Raw genomic sequence first — 14,108 nt, forward strand, 5'->3', positions numbered from 1 at the left:
GGGGAAACGTGAGTGCGAGCCATGCGGTGGGCAGAACATGTGGGAGGACGACGCGAAGGGGAGCCGCGGCTGGACGACCGCGTGCCCCCTTTCCACATCGTGTGGTCCGTGAGCCGTGGGAGGCCGACAGGTGTCGAGCGCAGCCGAGCAGGAGGCGGTGGCCGGGGCGGTCGCCGCTGAGGAGGGGCGCCCGGCCGCCGTCGTGAACGGCGCGCGGCACAAGGCCCCCGGGGTGCCCGTGTGGCCGGGCACTCCCGTGCCGCTCGGCGCCCGCTTCCGGGTCGGTCCGGACGGGGTGGCGGGCACCAACTTCGCGCTGTGGGCGGGCGGTGCGGAGGCCGTGGACCTGTGTCTCTTCGACGAGGAGGGGAAGGAGACACGGGCCCGGCTGACCGAGCTGACGCACGAGATCTGGCACGGGTTCGTGCCGGGTGTGATGCCCGGTCAGCGCTACGGCTACCGGGTCCACGGCCGCTGGGACCCCTGGACCGGCGGCCGCTGGAACCCGGCGAAGCTGCTCCTGGACCCGTACGCGCGCGCGGTGGACGGCGACTTCAGCCTGCCGCCGGAGGTGTACGGCCATGTCCGCGACTGGCCCCAGCAGCATGTCGCGGACACCGTGCGCGACGACCGGGACTCGGCGCCGTACGTCCCGAAGGGCGTGGTCGTCCACGACGACTCCCCCGACGACGAGTGGAGGGACGACCGCCGGCCGAAGACGCCATGGGCCGACTCGGTGATCTACGAGGTGCACGTACGCGGGTTCACCAAACTGCACCCGGGGATACCGCGCGAGCTGCGGGGCACGTACGCCGGTCTCGCGCATCCGGCGGCGGTCGAGCACCTCGTCAAGCTGGGCGTGACGGCCGTCGAACTGCTCCCCGTCCACCAGTTCGCGCACGAGGACCACCTGCTGCGCAAGGGCCTGCGCAACTACTGGGGCTACAACTCCGTCGGCTACTTCGCCCCGCACGCCGCCTACGCCGCCTCCGGCACCACGGGTCAGCAGGTCGGCGAGTTCAAGCACATGGTGCGCGCCCTGCACGCGGCCGGCATCGAGGTCATCCTCGACGTCGTCTACAACCACACCGCGGAGGCGGGCGAGCTGGGCCCGACGCTGTCGCTGAAGGGCATCGACAACCGGGGGTACTACCGGCTGCAGTCGGACGCGCGCAGGTACGCCGACTACACCGGCTGCGGGAACACACTGCACGTCGTCCAGCCGCACGTCCTGCGGCTCATCACGGACTCACTGCGCTACTGGGTGACGGAGATGGGCGTGGACGGCTTCCGCTTCGACCTGGCGGCGGCGCTGGCCCGCTCCATGCACGACGTCGACATGCTCTCGCCGTTCCTGGCGGTGATCGCCCAGGACCCCGTGCTGCGCCGGGTGAAGCTGATCGCCGAGCCGTGGGACGTGGGGTCGGGCGGGTACCAGGTGGGTTCCTTCCCGCCGCTGTGGACGGAGTGGAACGACCGGTACCGCAACGCCGTACGGGACTTCTGGCGGGGCGCGCTGCCCGACGTGCGGGATCTGGGGTATCGCCTGTCGGGCTCCAGCGACCTGTACGCGTGGGGCGGGCGGCGGCCGTACGCCTCCGTCAACTTCGTGACCGCGCACGACGGTTTCACGCTGCGGGACCTGGTGTCCTACGAGCGCAAGCACAACGAGGCGAACGGCGAGGGCAACCGGGACGGCTCCGACGACAACCGGGCCTGGAACTGCGGGGCCGAGGGGGAGACGGACGACGAGCGGGTACGGGCGCTCAGGCGGCGACAGTTGCGGAACCTGCTGACGACGCTGCTGCTGTCGACGGGCGTGCCGATGCTGGTCGCCGGGGACGAGCTGGGGCGGACCCAGCGGGGCAACAACAACGCCTACTGCCAGGACAACGAGATCAGCTGGCTGGACTGGGGGCTGTTGGAGGAGCCGGGCTGGAGGGCGCTGTTCGACCTGACCTCCCGGCTGATCGAGCTGCGGCACCGGCATCCGGTGCTCCGCCGCCGGGCGTTCTTCTCCGGGCGGGCGCACTCGGCGGACGGGCTGCGGGATCTGGCCTGGTTCACCGCGCGCGGCTCGGAGATGACGGAACGGGACTGGTACGCGCCCGCCGCGACGCTGGGCATGTATCTGTCCGGGCGGGACATCCCGGGCCGGGACGAGCGGGGCGCGCCGATAGTCGACGACAGCTTCCTGGCCGTGCTGCACGCCGGGGAGCGGCCGGTGAGCTTCGTACTGCCGGGGCCGCCGTGGGCGCAGCGGTACGAGGTGGTCGTCGACACCTCGCGGGAGGAGCAACAGGAGGCGCCGGGGGTGGAGCACCGGGCGGGGGCGGCGATCACGGTGCCGGCGCGGGCGGTGTTGTTGCTGCGGGTGGTGGGGTGAGGGGTTTTCGCCCCCGCCGCCCCTACCCGTCCCATCCCCAGGGGCCCCGCCCCTTCGACCCCGGACCCTTTCTGGGGGCTGCGCCCCCAGACCCCCCTTCAGCCCAGGATCCCCCGCTGGTAAGCCGTCGCGACCGCCGCCGCGCGGTCGTTGACGCCCAGCTTGGCGTACAGGTGGGTGAGGTGGGTCTTCACGGTCGCCTCGCTGATGAAGAGCTCACGGGCGATCTCGCGGTTGGAGGTGCCCTTGGCGACCAGGGCCAGGACCTCGCGCTCACGGGCGGAGAGGGGCTCGCCCGCGGGGGCCTTCGGCGCGCGGACGGCGGAGACCAGGCGGGAGGCGACGGCCGGGGAGAGTACCGTGCGGCCCTCGGCGGCGGCCCGGACCGCGGTGCACAGCTCGTCGCGCGGGGCGTCCTTGAGCAGGTAGCCCGTGGCTCCCGCCTCGATGGCGGGGAGGGTGTCGGAGTCGGTATCGTACGTGGTCAGTACGAGGATCTTGGCGCGGGCGCCGACGCGGGTGAGGTGGGCGATGGCCGCGACCCCGCCGCCGCCCGGCATGCGCAGGTCCATCAGGATCACGTCGGGGTCGAGGGCGGCGGCCCGTTCCAGGGCCTCCTCGCCGTTCGACGCCTCGCCGAGCACCTTGAATCCGGGTGCGGACTCGAACATGCCGCGCAGACCGTCCCGTACGACGGGATGGTCGTCGACGATCAACAGGGAGATGGCCGCCTCGTCGCTACTCATGGCGCACCAACGGTACGCGAGCCGACAGCGCGGTGCCGCGCCCCGGTTCGGACTCGACGGTCAGGCAGCCGGCCATGCGCTCGGCGCGGGCGCGCATGCCGGGCAGTCCGAAGCCGCCGTCGCTGCCGCGCTCGGGGAGGCTGAGCGGGTCGAAGCCCCGGCCGTCGTCGCGGATGTCGAGGATCACCTCGTCGCCGAGGAAGGAGAGGGTGACGCCGACGCGGGTCGCGCGGGCGTGCCGGGAGGCGTTGGACAGGGCTTCCTGGGCGATCCTGAGCAGGGTCGCCGACAGCTCGTCGTGGAGCTGTTCCGCGGTGCCGGTGACGGTGAAGTCGGCGCGTACGCCGGTGCGTTGCGCCCATTCGGTGACCGTGCTCCGCAGCGCCTGCGGAAGCCCGTCGTGCTCCAGCGCCACGGGGGCGAGGTTGTGCACCGAGCGGCGGGCCTCGCCGAGGCTGTGGCGGGCGAGGGCGCTGGCGCGGTCGAGGTGGACGCGGGCGGTGGGCAGGTCGGGGGCGTTCGCGACGACCTGGAGCTGGGCGATGATGCCGGTCAGGCCCTGGGCGATGGTGTCGTGGATCTCGGCGGCCAGCCGACGGCGCTCGTCGGCGACGCCGGCCTCGCGGGCCTGGACGAGGAGTTGGGTGTGGAGGGCGGCGTTCTCGTCGAGCGCCTGCTGCAACGCGGTGTTGGTGCGTTCGAGTTCGGCGATGGTGGCGACGCGTTCGCGGGAGCGCTGCTTCTCCTGCGCGGTGAAGTGAGCGACGAACAGATGCAAGGCGGCGTTGACGACGACGAGCCCGGCGAACGCCACCCCCTGGCCCGTGCTCTTTGGCGGCAGCCCGCCGGACTGTGAGCCGGCCATGGTGACGGCGGCGGCGAACACACCGAGCCGCCGCCACCCGCCCGGGAGCAGTTCGTCGGCGTCCATCAGCCCGGTGGCCGCGTAGAAGCCGAAGAGCGGGTTGATCCAGGTGAGCGCGAAGGCGATCGCCCAGCGGACGACGTAGTACGCGATCCCGGCCGGGGACGGCGCGCGGCCCCGGTCGGCCCGCCGGTGGCGGGTGCCGTTCCACCACAGCTGGAGCGCGATCGCGGCGACGAGCAGGACCCCGGCGGCATACCACTCGGCGGGGCCGTCCATCAGGTCAGCGGCGGCGGCCGAGAGGAGGACGCTGACGCCGAGCAGCCCGTACGGCCCCAGCCTGTGCAACTGCTCCCAGCGCTGCTCGAGTTGGGTGTCCCCCGCGGTCATCCCCCCAGTCTGCACGGTCGGCCCCCTACTCCCAGCGGAACCAGCGCGCCGCCGTGGCCGACAGCAGCACCGCCCAGCCGGCCATGACACCCAGGTGGGCCCAGCCGGGCCAGTCGCCCACCGCCGCCTGGTTCAGCGCTTCGGAGGCCGCTCCGAACGGGGTGAAGCCGACGATGTCGGCCAGCACGTCCGGCATGGTCTGCACCGGCAGCCACACCCCCGCGCAGAACATCGCCGGGAAGAACACGACGGACCCGACGGCCCCGGCGATCTTCGTCGTCGGCGACAGCGCGGAGACCACCGCGCCGAGCGCGAGCGCGACCAGGACGGCCAGGACGAGCGCGAGGGCGTATCCGAAGGGCTGGCCCGGCAGCCGTACGTCGAAGCCGATCCGGCCGACCGCGAGGGCCAGCAGCGCGGACAGCAGGGCCGCGCCGCCGTAGACCAGCATCTGCGCGGACAGCAGGGTGGACGGCCGTACCGGGGTGGTGGACATCCGGCGCAGGATGCCGCGTTCCCGGTAGCCGGTGAGGGTCTGGGGCATGGCCTGGAGCCCGCCGACGATCAGGCCGAGCAGCACGGCCACGGGGACGTAGACGTCGATGGTCCGCAGCCCGCCGAGGCCGGCCTCGGCGTCGCGGAAGGCCGGGATGGAGCCGAGGATCACCAGGAGCAGGTTCGGGAACAGCAGCATCCAGAAGAGGGCGCCCGGTTCGCGGCCCAGGAGGCGGATCTCGGTCCTCAGGACGGCGGGGTTCATGCCGAGGTCTCCTTGGTCAGGTCGAGGAACGCGTCATCGAGGGTGGCGTCGGTGACGCGGAGCTGGTGGGCGGTGACATGGCTGCGGGCGAGGAGGGTGATGACGGCGTTGACGGTCTCGTCGGTGCCGGCGAGCGTGACGCGGCCGTCCTTGTGCTCGACCGAGGCGAGCCCGGGCAGCGCGTTCAGGTCACTGTCGTCGAGCGCGGCGGACGGCGTGAAGCTGATGACGGTGGCGCCGGCGGAGCGGCGGATCAGTCCGGCCGGGGTGTCCAGGGCGGCGATCCGCCCCTTGTCGATCACGGCGATCCGGTCGCACAGCCGCTGCGCCTCCTCCATGAAGTGCGTGACGAGCAGGACGGTGACGCCGCTGGCGCGGACGTCCTCGATGAGCTGCCAGGTGTCGCGGCGGGCGCGCGGGTCCAGGCCGGTGGTGAGCTCGTCCAGGACGACGGCCCGGGGGTTGCCGATGAGGGCGAGGGCGATGAACAGGCGCTGCTTCTGGCCGCCGGACAGCTTCGCGAACCGGGTGGTCAGCTTGGCGGTCAGGCCGAGGCGTTCGGCGAGCGGCCGCCAGTCGAGCGGGCGCGGATAGAACGCGGCGTACAGCTCCAGCGCCTCGCGCACGGTGAGCTTGGCCTGCAGCTCGCTCTCCTGGAGCTGGGCGCCGAGGACGCGGGCCACGCGCGCGTGGTCGGCGACGGGGTCGAGGCCGGTGACCCGGACGCGGCCCGCGTCCGGGACGCGCAGTCCCTCGACGCACTCGACGGTGGTGGTCTTGCCGGCGCCGTTCGGGCCGAGGATGCCGAAGATCTCGCCCTCCTCGACGGCGAAGGAGACGCCGTCGACGACGGTGCGGTCGCCGTAGGACTTGCGCAGATCGGTGACTTCTATGACGGACATGGCATCAGGGTCGCGGGACGGCGGGGCCCGGCACATCGGCCGTCGCGCTCGAAAGAGCATCACCCGATCGGCTGATGAAGCGGGTACGACTTCACGGCCGCGCCTGTACGCCCCCTCGAACGCGCAGGTCGTAGGACCAGCGGCCGATTGCGGACCGGCCAAAACTCGGTGGGCAGTGTCAGTGGCGATCCGTAGGCTCGCTGCTGATGGTGACGACACGTGCAACCGCCGAGGACAGGTCCGAACGATCCGCCGTACGTACGCTTCTGCGCCTGTGGCCGTACGTCCGGCCGGTGCGGGTGCGGCTGTTCACCGCCGCGGGCGTCGCGGTCCTCGCCTCGTGTCTGGCGCTGGTCATCCCCCTCGTCCTGAAGTGGATGGTGGACGGGCCCGTCGCCGACCGCGATCCGGCCGGGGTGTGGCTCGGGGCGCTGGGTCTGCTGCTGCTCGGGTTCGCGGAGGCGCTGCTGTTCGGCCTGCGGCGATGGCTGGTGGCGCGGCCGCTGGCGGGCGTCGAGGCGGCGATGCGGGCGGATCTGTACCGGCATCTGCAGCGGCTGCCGGTGGCCTTCCACGACCGGTGGGCGTCGGGTCAGCTGCTGTCGCGGGGCACGACCGATCTGATGCTGCTGCGCATGTTCCTCGCCTTCCCGCTGACGTTTCTGCTGGTCAACAGTGTGACGATCCTCGTCGGCGTGATCATCATGCTGCTCCAGGACTGGACGCTGGGGCTGGTGATCCTCATCCCGGCGGTGCCCGTGATGGTCACCTGCGTGGTCTTCGAGAAGCGGTACGCCGATGTCGCGCGCCGCGCGCAGGACCAGGTCGGCGATCTGACGACGGTCGTCGAGGAGAGCGTCCTCGGCATCCGGATCATCAAGGGGTTCGGGCGGCATCGCAGTCAGGCACGGGCGTTCAGGGACCTGTCGCGGACGCTGCGCGGCACGGAGCTGCGCAAGGCGCGGCTGCTGGCGACGATCTGGGGCGTCATCGTGACGCTGCCGGAGGTGGCCATCGGGGCGGCGCTGGTGCTGGGCGCGGTGCGGGTGGCGGACGGGGAGCTGTCGGCGGGCACGCTGGTGGCGTTCCTGTCGACCGCGCTCGCGCTCAGGTGGCCGGTGGACTCGATCGGGTTCCTGCTGGCGATGAGCCAGGAGGCGGCGACGGCGACGGAGCGGTACTTCGAGGCGATGGACGCGCAGCCGGAGGGGCACGCGCTCACCTCGGCGGAGCAGGACCGTGCGGACCTCGGACTCCGGTTCCACGACGTGCGGTTCCGCTACCCGGACGCGCCCGCCGACTCCCCACCCGTCCTCGACCGCGTCGACCTGCACATCCGCCCCGGCGAGTCCATGGCGCTCGTCGGCGCGACGGGCAGCGGCAAGACGACGCTGACGGCCCTCGTGCCCCGCCTCCACGAGGTGACGTCCGGCCGGATCACCCTCGACGGGCGGGACATCACGGCGATGAGCCGCGAGGAGCTGCGCACCCTCGTCGCCGTCGCCTTCGAGGAGCCCACGCTCTTCTCGGCCAGCGTCGCGGACAACGTTCTCATGGGGGCGACGGACGGGGCGGGCGAGCCCGAGTTGGAGCGGGCGCTCGGCGTCGCGCAGGCCGGCTTCGCGCACTCCCTTCCCCACGGCACCGAGACACAGGTCGGCGAGCAGGGGCTCAGCCTCTCCGGCGGTCAGCGGCAGCGGCTGGCGCTCGCGCGGGCGGTCGTGGGCCGACCCCGCTTCCTCGTCCTCGACGACCCCCTGTCCGCCCTCGACGTGCACACCGAGGCCGCCGTCGAGGCCGCCCTGCGGGACGTGCTCGCCGAGACCACCGCCCTCATCGTCGCCCACCGCCCGTCCACGGTGCTCCTCGCGGACCGCGTCGCCCTGCTCTCCAACGGCCGCATCACCGCCGTCGGCACCCACCACGAACTGCTGCGCGGCAACGCCGAGTACGCCCATCTGATGGCCGGAGCGGAGGCAGCGGACGACGAGGACGCGGTGAACGGAACGGTTGCCGGGGCGGACCGGGCGGAGGGAGGGGGCCGGGTGGAGGAAGGGAGCCGGGCGGAGGGAGGGAGCTGGGCGGAGGGAGGGAGCTGGGCGGAGGGAGGTGGCCGGATGGACGAAGTCGGCCGAGCGGGCGAAGGCAGCCGAGCGGGCGAAGGCAGCCGGACGGACGAAGGCAGCCGAGCGGGCGAAGGCAGCCGGACGGACGAAGGCAGCCGGACGGACGAAGGCAGCCAGGCGGACCGGGTCACCCGGGCGGACGAAGAGAGCCAGGCGAACGAAGCCAGCCGGACGAACGAGGAGAGCCAGGCGGACCGGGTCACCCGGACGAACGAAGTGGACCGGGCGGACGTAGCAGGCCAGGAGGACCAGCGGCACCGAACCGGCCAGGACGACCAGCCGCACCGAACCACCCGAACCGGCCGAGAAGACCGGACCGGCGAAACCAACCGAGCCAGCCGAAGCGACCAGCCGCACCGGGACAGTCGAGTCGGCCCAGAAAGGCAGGCGCGCCGGACCGGCCCAACAGGCGACGGGCACCCGGCGGACGGAGCACACGAGGAGGCCCACCGATGAGCGCGCCCGCCACGACCGCCACCCCGGCCAAGGGCGGCGGCCGGCCCGGCGACGCGAGCCAGGACCCCTTCGACCGGGACGTCCTGCCCACTCCCCCGGGCGCCACCGCCGCCCTCCTGCGCTCCCTGCTCACCCCGATGAAGGCCCGCGTCGCCCTCACCACACTCCTGCTGCTGCTCCAGCAGGCGGCCGTGCAGGCGGGCCCCCTGCTGGTGGCGTACGCCATCGACACGGCCGTACCGGCGTTCCGGCGCGACGACCTCGGGCCGCTGGTCGCGGTCGGCGTCGGCTATCTGCTGTGCGCGCTGGTCTCCGGCGCGCTCCAGTACGCGTTCATCCTGGTCGCCGCCCGCGTCAACCAGGACGTCCTGCTCGATCTGCGCGGCCGGATCTTCCGCCACGCCCAGGCCCTGAGCATCGACTTCCACGAGCGCTACACCTCGGGCCGGCTCATCTCCCGCTCCACCACGGACGTGGAGTCCCTGCGCGAGCTGCTGAACGAGGGCCTCCAGGAACTCGTCACCGTCATCCTGTCCTTCGTCTACATCTCGGCGATGCTGCTGTGGCTGGACCTCGGCCTGGGCGCGGTCGCCGTGGCGTCCTTCGTGCCGCTATACCTCCTCGTACGGCTCTACCGGCGGCGCGCCGCGCGGGTGTACACCCTGCGGTCCACCGCGATCGCCGCCGTGATCGTCAAGTTCGTCGAGACGATGAACGGCATCCGCCCGGTGCGCGCCTTCCGCCGCGAGGCCGCCAACGACGCCGACTTCCGGGTCCTCAACACCCGGCATGAGCGGACCAACGGCGACGCGCTGCTGGAGATGGCGCGTTACGTCGTCGGCTCCCGGCTCGTCGCCAACACCGCCGTCGCGGGGATCGTGCTGTGGGGCGCCTACCGGGTCGCGGGCGGCACACTGGCCCTCGGTGTGCTGGCGGCGGCGGTGCTGTACCTGCGCCGGCTGTACGACCCGATCGACCGGCTCGGCATGTTCCTGAACTCGTACCAGTCGGCGGCGGCCTCCCTGGAGAAGATCGCCGGACTGCTGGCCCAGACGCCGTCCGTGCCCGAGCCGCGGGAGCCCGGGCGGCTTCCGGCGCTCCGGTCGGAGCACCCCGGCCGCGAGGTCGTCTTCGACGGCGTCCGGTTCGGCTACCGCACCGGCGGCGAGGTGCTGCCCCGTTTCGACCTCACGATCCCGGCCGGGCAGACCGTCGCCGTCGTCGGCTCCACCGGCGCGGGCAAGTCGACGCTGGCCAAGCTGCTCGCCCGGTTCTACGACCCCTCCGAGGGCCGGGTCCTGCTGGACGGCGTGGACCTGCGCGAGCTGGCCGTGCCCGAACTGCGGCGCGGGGTGGTGATGGTGACGCAGGAGGCGTTCCTGTTCTCCGGCACGGTCGCCGAGAACATCGCCATCGGCCGCCCGGACGCCACCCACGAGGACATCGAGCAGGCCGCGAAGGCCATCGGCGCGCACGACTTCATCAGCTCCCTGCCCGAGGGCTACGACACCGACGTACGCAAGCGCGGCGGCCGTATCTCCGCGGGCCAGCGTCAACTCGTCGCGTTCGCGAGGGCGTTGCTCGCCGACCCGGCGGTGCTGATCCTCGACGAGGCGACCAGCTCCCTCGACATCCCCGGCGAGCGGGCCGTGCAGCGCGCGATGTCGACGGTGCTGCACGGGCGCACGGCCGTCGTCATCGCGCACCGCCTGTCCACGGTCGAGATCGCCGACCGGGTGCTGGTCATGGAGCACGGGGAGATCGTCGAGGACGGCACACCGGCCGAACTCGTCGCCGGGACGGGCAGGTTCGCGGATCTGCATCGGGCGTGGCGGGACAGTCTGGCGTAGGTCGACGGCACGAGTGAGAGACGGGGCACGGGGAACGATGATCGACGCGTACGAGGATCCGGGCGAGCCCGACTGTCGTGGCGGCGGACGGTATCTGTGGTGGCTGGTCACCCAGCAGGCCGGACGGTCCGCCGCCGGGTCGCTGATCTCCGCCGTGTGGATGGTGCTGCTGGCGGCGACGCCGTACCTGCTCTCGCGTGCCGTGGACGAGGGGCTGGCGACGGGTGACCACGCGGCGCTGGGCGGGTGGACCGGCGCGCTGGTCGGGGTGGGCGTCTTCAACGCCTGGCTGAGCATCATGCGGCACCGCACGATGACGCGGGTGCGGATGGACGCCCTGTTCCGCACCATCAAGCTCCTGGTCGGGCAGTCGGTCCGGCTGGGTGCCGCCCTGCCGCGCCGGATCGGGGCCGGCGAGGTCGTCACGATCGGCGTGGGCGACGTCCAGACGATCGCCGGCTCCCTGACCGTCATCGGCCCCGGGTTCGGCGCGGTCGTCGCCTATCTGGCCGTGGCCCTGCTGCTGGTGTCGATCTCGGTGCCGATCGCCGTCGTGGTGCTGCTCGGCATGCCCGCGATCGGCGTACTGGTCGGACCACTGCTCGGACGGCTCCAGGGCACCGAGACGGAGTACCGGGAGCGGCAGAGCGTGCTGACCGCGCGGATCGCCGACCTCGCGGGCGGACTGCGCGTCCTCAACGGCCTCGGCGGCAAGGGCCTGGTCGCCGACGCCTTCCACCGGGACTCGCAGCGGCTGCGGGCGCAGGGGTACCGGGTCGGGGCGGTGACCAGCTGGGTGCAGGCACTCGGGATGGGGCTGCCGACGCTGTTCCTCGCCGTGGTGACGTGGCTGGCGGCGCGCCTGGCGGCCCAAGGCGCCATCACCGTGGGCGAGTTGGTCTCCGTGTACGGCTATGTGGCGGTCCTGGTCCGTCCGGTGGCGTTCTTCGTCGAGTGGGGGTACCAGGTCGCTCGCGGTCTGGTGGCGGCGCGGCGGGTCGTACGGTTCCTGCGGCTGGAGCCGATGGCGGACACCGGCACCCGGGACGCGCCCGCCGAACCGGCGGTGCTGCACGACCCCGAGTCGGGGGTGCGGGTGCTGCCGGGACGGCTGACCGCGCTGGCCGGTTCGCTGCCCGCCGACGCCGCGGCCGTGGTCGACCGACTCGGCCGGTACGTCCCGTCGACGGCCACGTGGGGCGGCGTACCCCTGGACGAGATCGCGTTACCGAAGCTCCGGGAGCGCATCCTGGTCGCCGACCACGAGGCGGACCTGTTCGCGAGCACACTGCGCGAACTGGTCGGCGGCCGCGACGAGGCGGCGATCGCGCAGGCGGTCCGCACGGCCGTCGCCGACGACATCGTCCGTGGCCTGCCCGACGGCCTGGACACCCCGATCGACGCCCAGGGCCGCAACCTCTCGGGCGGCCAGCGCCAACGCGTCCGTCTGATCCGCGCCCTGCTGGCCGACCCCGAGATCCTGCTGGCCATCGAGCCCACGTCAGCGCTCGACGCCCACACGGAGGCCCGGGTCGCCGAACGCCTGCACGAGGCCCGACAGGGCCGTACGACGCTGGTGACCTCCACGTCCCCCCTGGTCCTGGACCGCGCGGACGTCGTGCACTACCTGGTCGACGGCAAGGTGGCGGCGACGGGCACCCACCACGAACTGCTGGAGGGAGAGCCGGGATACCGGGCTCTGGTGGCCCGTGACGAAGACGCCGAGGAGGCTGTCAGGTGACGGAAGTACAGCCCACCCAGGGGCGCGGGGCAGTGACATCATGCGGCTCCGCCGCGGGGCGCGACAAGCCACAACGCACCCGCACCCGGCAGCGCACCCAAGCCCCCGAGCTCTCCCCCGCCCGCCTCCCCATCGCAGAACGCGCCGAAGTCCGCCGCGCCGCCCTCCACCTGCTCCGCGCGGACGCCCGCGCCTTCACCGCCGTACTCGCCCTGAACTCCCTCGCCGCCATCGCCGGACTCGCCGGCCCCTGGCTGGTGGGCCGCATCATCGACGAGGTACGCGCCGGCACCGGCGTAGGCACCGTGGACCGCCTGGCCCTGGCCATCCTGATCTGCTCGGCGGCGCAGCTGTTCCTCGCCCGCTGGGCAAGCTACGTGGGGCACCGGTTCGGCGAGCGCACACTGGCCCGCGTGCGCGAGACGTTCGTGGACCGCGCCCTCGCGCTGCCCGCGTCGGTCGTGGAACGGGCCGGCACCGGCGATCTGACCGCGCGCGGCACCGCCGACGTCGCCCTGGTCGGCACCACCCTGCGCGACGTCGGGCCCCAACTGCTCATCAGTTCGGTACAGGCGCTGTTCCTGCTGGGCGCGGTGATCGCGCTGAATCCGCTGCTCGGCGCGTGCGGCCTGCTCGGCTTCGCCGGCATCTGGTGGGCGCTGCGCTGGTATCTGCGCCGGGCCCGGGACGGCTATCTCGCCGAGGGCGCGGCCACCTCGGACGTCGCGGAGATCCTCGCGGCGACCGCGACCGGCTCCCGCACGGTGGAGGCGCTGCGGCTTCAGCGGCGGCGGGTGGCGGCGAGCCGGGACGCCCTGGAGACCTCCCGGCGGACCCGCTTCTACACCCTCTTCCTGCGCACCGTGTTCTTCCCGGCCGTCGAGGTGTCGTACCTCTTCCCCGTCGCCACGGTCCTGCTGCTCGGCGCCGTCCTGCTCGACCGGGGCACGATGAGTCTGGGCTCGGTCGTGGCGGCGGCCCTGTATCTGCAGCGGCTGAGCGAACCGCTGGACGAGATCCTGATGCGGGTCGAGCAACTGCAGTCCAGCGGCGCCTCGTTCGCCCGTGTGGAGGGCCTGGCCCAGGCCCCGCGCGCCACGGACACCGAGTCCCCCGTCCCCGCGGACGACCGCATCGACGTGACCGCCGTGCGCTACGCCTACGACCGCGGCGGCGAGGTGCTCAGCGACGTCGACCTGACGGTCCGCCCCGGGGAACGCCTCGCGGTGGTCGGCCCGTCCGGCGCCGGCAAGACGACCCTGAGCCGGCTGCTGGCGGGCGTGGACGCGCCGACCGCCGGATCGGTGACGGTCGGCGGGGTGCCGGTGGTCGCGCTGGGCCCGGAGCAGTTGCGCCGCCAGGTCGTGCTGGTCACCCAGGAGCACCATGTCTTCCTCGGCACGGTCCGCGACAACCTCCGTATCGCCGAGCCGTCCGCCACGGACCAGGACCTGTGGGCCGCCCTCACCGCGGTCGGCGCCGACACCTGGGTACGGCGGCTGCCCGACGGCCTGGACACGGCGCTGGGCGACGGGGGGCACGGCACGGACGGCTCGCAGGCCCAGCAGCTCGCCCTCGCGCGCGTGGTGCTGGCCGACCCGCACACCCTGATCCTGGACGAGGCGACGGCCCTGCTGGACCCGACGACCGCCCGGCACACCGAGCGCGCCCTGGCCGCCGTTCTGAAGGGCCGTACCGTCATCGCCATCGCGCACCGTCTGCACACCGCGCACGACGCGGACCGCGTGGCCGTGATGGAGAGCGGCCGCCTCACCGAGCTGGGCACCCACGACGAGCTGGTCGCGGCCGACGGGGCGTACGCGGCGCTGTGGCGGTCCTGGCACGGGGAGCGGCCCGCCGCCGGCGGCGCCTGACACCCAACGGCG

At 73.0% G+C, this 14,108-nt stretch carries 8 protein-coding genes and 1 pseudogene; 5 read left to right on the forward strand and 4 right to left on the reverse strand.

Annotation, left to right across the window (positions count from 1 at the left end; genetic code table 11):
• The first annotated feature begins 130 nt into the window (after positions 1 to 130).
• Positions 131 to 2,386: a glycogen debranching protein GlgX gene (gene glgX / locus IM697_RS36025; protein ID WP_194040367.1), complete on the forward strand. Its 2,256-nt coding sequence runs from the start codon at positions 131 to 133 to the stop codon at positions 2,384 to 2,386.
• Between the two features lie 98 nt (positions 2,387 to 2,484).
• On the opposite strand, the gene IM697_RS36030 is transcribed toward glgX, so the two are convergent.
• The 4 genes from IM697_RS36030 to IM697_RS36045 are packed head-to-tail and all read right to left on the reverse strand — an operon-like array spanning position 2,485 to position 6,049.
• The gene (locus tag IM697_RS36030) at positions 2,485 to 3,132 is read right to left on the reverse strand and encodes a response regulator (protein ID WP_194040369.1); all 648 of its coding nucleotides are present in this window, start codon (positions 3,130 to 3,132) and stop codon (positions 2,485 to 2,487) included.
• Complete coding sequence (locus IM697_RS36035; RefSeq protein WP_194040371.1) at positions 3,125 to 4,387, reverse strand: sensor histidine kinase; 1,263 nt, start codon at positions 4,385 to 4,387, stop codon at positions 3,125 to 3,127. Before IM697_RS36035 ends, IM697_RS36030 begins: the two co-directional genes overlap by 8 nt.
• 25 nt (positions 4,388 to 4,412) lie before the next feature.
• The gene (locus tag IM697_RS36040; RefSeq protein WP_194040373.1) at positions 4,413 to 5,147 is read right to left on the reverse strand and encodes an ABC transporter permease; all 735 of its coding nucleotides are present in this window, start codon (positions 5,145 to 5,147) and stop codon (positions 4,413 to 4,415) included.
• Positions 5,144 to 6,049 carry an ABC transporter ATP-binding protein gene (locus IM697_RS36045; protein ID WP_194040375.1) on the reverse strand — a complete coding sequence of 302 codons (906 nt, stop codon included), beginning with the start codon at positions 6,047 to 6,049 and terminating at the stop codon, positions 5,144 to 5,146. The genes IM697_RS36040 and IM697_RS36045 overlap by 4 nt, the downstream gene beginning before the upstream one ends.
• Positions 6,050 to 6,255: 206 nt before the next feature.
• Here IM697_RS36045 and IM697_RS36050 point away from each other — a divergent pair.
• From IM697_RS36050 to IM697_RS36065, 4 genes and pseudogenes are all read left to right on the forward strand, one after another.
• A pseudogene (locus IM697_RS36050) lies at positions 6,256 to 8,040 on the forward strand (ABC transporter ATP-binding protein); the annotation flags it as partial.
• Positions 8,041 to 8,627: 587 nt separating this feature from the next.
• Entirely contained in the window at positions 8,628 to 10,481 is a 1,854-nt protein-coding gene (locus IM697_RS36055; RefSeq protein WP_194040376.1) for an ABC transporter ATP-binding protein, read from the forward strand.
• Positions 10,482 to 10,518: 37 nt separating this feature from the next.
• Positions 10,519 to 12,222, forward strand: a complete 1,704-nt coding sequence (locus IM697_RS36060; RefSeq protein ID WP_194040378.1) for an ABC transporter ATP-binding protein — start codon at positions 10,519 to 10,521, stop codon at positions 12,220 to 12,222.
• A 131-nt stretch (positions 12,223 to 12,353) separates the two neighbouring features.
• Complete coding sequence (locus IM697_RS36065) at positions 12,354 to 14,096, forward strand: ABC transporter ATP-binding protein (RefSeq protein WP_228045098.1); 1,743 nt, start codon at positions 12,354 to 12,356, stop codon at positions 14,094 to 14,096.
• The last annotated feature ends 12 nt before the right edge of the window (positions 14,097 to 14,108 follow it).

It is taken from the genome of Streptomyces ferrugineus, from assembly GCF_015160855.1.
GTDB classification, from domain to species: domain Bacteria; phylum Actinomycetota; class Actinomycetes; order Streptomycetales; family Streptomycetaceae; genus Streptomyces; species Streptomyces ferrugineus.

Coding starts and splice junctions, on each gene's coding strand:
- IM697_RS36030 (WP_194040369.1), bottom strand. CDS start 3,132: ATGAGTAGCGACGAGGCGGCCATCTCCCTGTTGATCGTCGACGACCAT.
- IM697_RS36035 (WP_194040371.1), bottom strand. CDS start 4,387: ATGACCGCGGGGGACACCCAACTCGAGCAGCGCTGGGAGCAGTTGCAC.
- IM697_RS36040 (WP_194040373.1), bottom strand. CDS start 5,147: ATGAACCCCGCCGTCCTGAGGACCGAGATCCGCCTCCTGGGCCGCGAA.
- IM697_RS36045 (WP_194040375.1), bottom strand. CDS start 6,049: ATGTCCGTCATAGAAGTCACCGATCTGCGCAAGTCCTACGGCGACCGC.
- IM697_RS36055 (WP_194040376.1), top strand. CDS start 8,628: ATGAGCGCGCCCGCCACGACCGCCACCCCGGCCAAGGGCGGCGGCCGG.
- IM697_RS36060 (WP_194040378.1), top strand. CDS start 10,519: ATGATCGACGCGTACGAGGATCCGGGCGAGCCCGACTGTCGTGGCGGC.